The sequence below is a fragment of the Streptomyces sp. NPDC006265 genome, assembly GCF_040613555.1.
Classification (GTDB): domain Bacteria; phylum Actinomycetota; class Actinomycetes; order Streptomycetales; family Streptomycetaceae; genus Streptomyces.
Genome location: NZ_JBEXSH010001179.1, coordinates 1 through 2,198, shown reverse-complemented (window position 1 = coordinate 2,198; position 2,198 = coordinate 1). Strand labels below are relative to the sequence as shown.

General features: G+C 73.4%; 3 protein-coding genes and 1 pseudogene. 2 read left to right on the top strand and 2 right to left on the bottom strand.

Going from position 1 to position 2,198, the window contains the following annotated elements; genetic code table 11:
- Together ABZ281_RS46770 and ABZ281_RS46765 are read left to right on the top strand one after the other, a co-directional pair.
- A pseudogene (locus tag ABZ281_RS46770) lies at nucleotides 1-216 on the top strand (hypothetical protein); the annotation flags it as partial.
- A gap of 7 nt (nucleotides 217-223) precedes the next feature.
- Nucleotides 224-769, top strand: a complete 546-nt coding sequence (locus tag ABZ281_RS46765) for an arginine repressor (protein ID WP_356664640.1) — start codon at nucleotides 224-226, stop codon at nucleotides 767-769.
- A 174-nt stretch (nucleotides 770-943) separates the two neighbouring features.
- On the opposite strand, the gene ABZ281_RS46760 is transcribed toward ABZ281_RS46765, so the two are convergent.
- Together ABZ281_RS46760 and ABZ281_RS46755 are read right to left on the bottom strand one after the other, a co-directional pair.
- The gene (locus ABZ281_RS46760) at nucleotides 944-1,747 is read right to left on the bottom strand and encodes an FAD:protein FMN transferase (protein WP_356664638.1); all 804 of its coding nucleotides are present in this window, start codon (nucleotides 1,745-1,747) and stop codon (nucleotides 944-946) included.
- The coding region (locus ABZ281_RS46755; RefSeq protein ID WP_356664636.1) for an FMN-binding protein at nucleotides 1,740-2,198 on the bottom strand (459 nt) is incomplete at its 5' end. The genes ABZ281_RS46755 and ABZ281_RS46760, both read right to left, overlap by 8 nt.

Below are 2,198 nucleotides of genomic sequence, written 5' to 3'. Positions count from 1 at the left end.
GACCTCCGCACCGCCCCGGCCAGTGCTTGTCGGCTGGTCGGGGCGGCACGGGGCCAGGCGGCTCAGGAGGCCGGATTCCTGGTGAACGTGCCCGCCCCCGACGTCGTCCGGCTGATGCCGCCACTGAACCTCGGCGACGACGAGGTGGACGCGCTCCTCGGGGCGCTGCCCGGCATCCTCCAGGCAGCCGGCGGGGACGGACGATCCGGGGAATGAGACGACGATGAGCCAGGCGCAGGACCACGAGCAGCCGGGGGCGAACGGGCCCGCCGTGCCGCAGACCCGCACCGCCCGCCACCGCCGGATCGTGGACATCCTCAACCGGCAGCCGGTCCGCTCGCAGAGCCAGCTGGCGAAGCTGCTCGCCGACGACGGGCTGAACGTCACGCAGGCGACGCTCAGCCGGGACCTGGACGAGCTGAACGCGGTGAAGATCCGCAACGCCGACGGCGACCTGATCTACGCGGTGCCCAGCGAGGGCGGGTTCCGTACGCCCCGGGCGCCGCTGGGCGGGTCGGCGAAGGAGGAGCGGATGCGGCGGCTCTCGCAGGAGCTGCTGATCTCCGCGGAGGCTTCGGCGAACCTCGTGGTCCTGCGGACCCCGCCGGGGGCTGCGCAGTTCCTGGCCTCGGCCATCGATCAGGCCGAACTGCACGACATTCTGGGGACGATCGCGGGTGACGACACGCTGATGTTGATCAGCAGGAACCCCGATGGGGGACAGGCGCTGGCGGATCACTTGCTGAGGTTGGCTCAGAACGGACATTGAGCGCTGTAGGGGTGCCGGTGATGGGTGCGTGGGGGTGCGCTGTGGCCGTTCGCGCAGTTCCCCGCGCCCCTGAGGGCGTCCCCCCGCTGCGGGCGGGCGTGCCGCTAGGGGCGGCTCCCGTCCCACTGAGAGCGGGACCTCGTTCCGCCGGGTTGCGGCCCCCCCAGCCGGAACCTACCCCAGCCTCGCCGCCAACCCCCCAGTGCAGCGCACCTCGTCGCCAGCGGTGATCAGCAGCGCTTCCACACCCGGCAGCGACTCCAGCCACGCCAGCCCCTCCCGCGACCCCATCGCGAACGCCGCCGTCGCCCAGCAGTCCGCCCAGGTCAGCCGAGGCCCGACGACCGTCACGGCGACCAGGTCGGTGACAGCCGACCGCCCCGTCCGCGGATCCACGATGTGCGCGCCCCGCTCCGCCGTACCGGACGTGGCCACGGACAACTCGTCCACCCCGCCCGCGGAGACGACCGCCGCGAGACCCCCCGGCCGCAACGGATCCGACACCCCCACCCGCCACGGCCGCTTCGCCCCCGGTGACCCCAGCAACTGCACGTCCCCGCCGCCGTTGAGACTCACCCCGCACACCCCGGGCACGTCCGCCAACAGCCGCGCCGCCCGCTCGACCGCCCAGCCCTTGACGATGCCGGTCGGGTCGAGGCGGCCCTGGTACGACGTGCTGAACCAGCCCTCGCTCAGATGCTCCGCCTCGGCGGCCAGTTCCAGCACCTCGGCGACCTCGGGATCGCATTCCGCGACCGTCACCTCCCCGCGCCGCAGCCGCGAGATCTGGCTGTCCTCGCGGTACGTGCTGAACACCTCGTCGACCCGGTGCAGCCCGGCGACGGCCTTGTCCAGGGCCGCGCGCACGGCGGCCGGTTCCCCGCCGCGGACGTCGAAGGAGAAGACGGTCCCCATCGTCTCCTCGGCATGACGTACCGCGGCGGGAGCCTGTGCTGAGTCGGCCACCGTGTCAGCCACCGGCCTGGTCCAGCGCCGACTGGAGGGACTGCTTGTAGCCGGCGCTGGTGTACGTGGCGCCCGAGACCGCGTCGACGTCCGCGTTCCCGGCCGCCACGGCCGCCTGGTTGAGGCGGGGCACCGAGCTGGCGGTGATCTGGTCGCTGCGGCCGCCCTTGGGGGCCTGGACCGCCTCCGCCTTGGTGATCTTCCCGCCGGTGACGGTCACCCGTACCTGGACCGGCCCGTACTGCGTCTGCGCCGCACTGCCGGTGAGGGTCTGCGTGGTGGCCTGGCCGCCCCCCGAGCCCGCGGCCTGCGAGGAACCGCCCCCGGCGGGAGCCTTGTCCAGTGCGGACTGGAGCGACTTCTTGTAACCGGCGCTGGTGTACGTGGCGCCCGAGACCGCGTCGACGTCCGCGTTCCCGGCCGCCACGGCCGCCTGGTTGAGGCGGGGCACCGAGCTGGCGGT

Coding starts and splice junctions, on each gene's coding strand:
- ABZ281_RS46765 (WP_356664640.1), top strand. CDS start 224: ATGAGCCAGGCGCAGGACCACGAGCAGCCGGGGGCGAACGGGCCCGCC.